Source organism: Pseudomonas sp. TWI923, from assembly GCF_039673365.1.
GTDB lineage: Bacteria > Pseudomonadota > Gammaproteobacteria > Pseudomonadales > Pseudomonadaceae > Aquipseudomonas > Aquipseudomonas sichuanensis.
Map to the genome: position 1 here is coordinate 1 of NZ_JBDJLM010000165.1, position 2,140 is coordinate 2,140.

Annotated in this window: 2 protein-coding genes and 1 pseudogene; 2 read left to right on the forward strand and 1 reads right to left on the reverse strand. The window is 65.6% G+C overall.

Features of this window, described 5'->3' with window-relative positions; genetic code table 11:
- Positions 1–304, forward strand: a pseudogene (locus ABE459_RS25905) (amidohydrolase); the annotation flags it as partial.
- Positions 305–450: 146 nt separating this feature from the next.
- Here ABE459_RS25905 and ABE459_RS25910 read toward each other — a convergent pair.
- Positions 451–1,263 carry a tetratricopeptide repeat protein gene (locus ABE459_RS25910; protein WP_323830841.1) on the reverse strand — a complete coding sequence of 271 codons (813 nt, stop codon included), beginning with the start codon at positions 1,261–1,263 and terminating at the stop codon, positions 451–453.
- Between the two features lie 205 nt (positions 1,264–1,468).
- On the opposite strand from ABE459_RS25910, the gene ABE459_RS25915 reads away from it, so the two are divergent.
- A complete protein-coding gene (locus ABE459_RS25915; RefSeq protein WP_323830840.1) occupies positions 1,469–2,026 on the forward strand; it encodes a WYL domain-containing protein in 558 nt (185 codons plus the stop codon).
- The last annotated feature ends 114 nt before the right edge of the window (positions 2,027–2,140 follow it).

The following is a 2,140-nucleotide window of genomic DNA, read 5'->3' on the forward strand; positions in this document are numbered from 1 at the left end:
AGAGGCCATCAAGGGCATCGAGTCGGTGCTGACGGTGGTCGATGGCAAGGTGGTGTACGGCGCTGCCGAGTTCGACAAGCTGGGCCCGCCACAGGTACCGGTGCTGCCCGAATGGTCTCCTGTGGCCAAGGTGCCGGGGCACTGGCGCGTGGGTACGCCATCGCTGGCGGCCGCCGTGCACCAGTGTTCAGGGCCATGCGGGGTGCATGCGCACAGCCATGAACAGGCGCGCCACTCCAAGGTGCCGGTCAGCGACTTCCAGGGGTTCTGGGGGGCATTGGGTTGTTCGTGCTTTGCGTTCTGAGGTGACGGGATACTCAGTTGAGCGATTTTGGGCCGCGCTGCGGCCCTTTCGCCGGCAAGCCGGCTCCCACAGGTACAGCGCATACCTCAAGTTTGACGCGATTCCTGTGGGAGCTGGCTTGCCAGCGATGGGCTGCACTCATGCCCTCAACGCTGAACCTGGTCTTCCAGTTTCATGGTCAGCGCCAGGGTGCTGCCCAGCTGGATCGCCTGGTCACGCCAGCTCTGATAGCGCGCCGTGTCGCGGCTGCTGAAGTGCACCGCCAGTTCCTCGGCGGCCTGCATCACCCCGGTGGCCGCTGCCAGCTCCAGCCAGTACAGGGCAGCCCTGGTATCCGCTGCCACGTACAGCCCATGCAGCAAGCGATAACCCACCTCGAAACGGCAACGCGTCTCGCCGCGTTGTGCCCCGCGCAGAAACCACTGGTAAGCCTCGAGCGGGTCCACCTGCCATGGCGGCTCACCGTCGCACACCTCTTCTTCGTACAGGTCGCCCAGCGCCGCCGCCGCATGCAGCATGCCGCGCTCGAAGGCATGGCGGTAATACTCGGCGGCGTTGGTATACGAAACTTCCACGCCCTTGCCGAAATAGTGCTGTTGGCCCAGGTTGAACCAGGCAACGGCATTGCCCTGCAAAGCCGCCATGCGCAGCAGGTGCCCGGCCAGCACGGTATCGCCGCGCCAATACTTGCCGTTGAGCCAGATCCAGCCCAGGTCGTTGAGCGCCTCCACGTTGCCGAGCAACGCCTGGCTGCACAGGTCGGCGTACACCGCCTGCAGGTCGGTAGCTTCATCCAGCCGGTCGATCAGGCCGAAGCGCTCACCGCCCTGCAACGCCTGGCTCGGCATGCCGACCCCGACGAACAGCCGCTGGCGCTGGCCCGGCAATACCGGTACCGGCGCGATGCGCTCGGGCAGCAGCCGCGCGAGCAGCGAATGGATATTGCTGGCAGCAGACATGTTCATCCTCATTGAACGGCGCACAGCTCCAAGCTTTGCTGTGATGGGGCGTGATTCTGCGCGACGACACGACAAAACCTGTCGCGAACGATCCAGCGCCAGGCAACCAATTGTCTGTTCCTTGATCTGAGCAGGCCGTGGCCAATTGCCATGACCTGCCCGTGCCGCCATTCTATGGCGGCAAGCCTAGACAAGGACGTTTCCTTTGCCGTTCGCCACCACCCGCGCCACCCTTAGCCGCCAATGGGCACTTCTGCGCCAGTTGCCCAGCCGCTCCCCCGGGACCACCAGCGCAGAACTGGTGTGGCGCCTGCGTGACGTGGGCTTCAACGTCAGCAAGCGCACCGTCGAGCGCGACCTCAACGAGCTGTCGCTGATCTTCCCGCTGGAACGCAACGACAAGAGCATCCCGTTTGGCTGGCACTGGTCGGCCAATGCCGGCAGCGAGCTGCGCGGCAATTTCGATCTGCAGGGGTATTTGCGCAGCGATACGTTGCAACCGGCCCAGGATGAGGGAGTTGAACTGCAAGCCTGGGTCAGCGACCCGCTGGCGCGGCAACTGCGCGAAGCGCCGCTGACCGGCGATATGCAACTGACGGCGCTGGAGCAGGGGCACCGGCTAAGGGCAACGGTGATCGATGGCTGGCCGTTGCGCTGGTGGCTGCTGAGCCAGGGGGAAGGGTTGGTGGTGGAGTTGCCACTGGCGTTGCGTGAGGAAATTGGCCGGACCCTGGCCAATGCGGCGGCGCAGTACCAGGAGTAGTGGCCTGTACCGGCCCTATCGCGGGGGCAGCCCCCACCCACCCGAATCGGAAGAGCGGGGGTGCCGCGCGGGAGGGGCGGGCCCCGCCGCAGACCCCGGCAGTCCCCCACCCCC

Bases quoted from the DNA above. Each gene is read 5' to 3' on its own strand.
- ABE459_RS25910 (WP_323830841.1), bottom strand. From the start codon at position 1,263: ATGTCTGCTGCCAGCAATATCCATTCGCTGCTCGCGCGGCTGCTGCCC.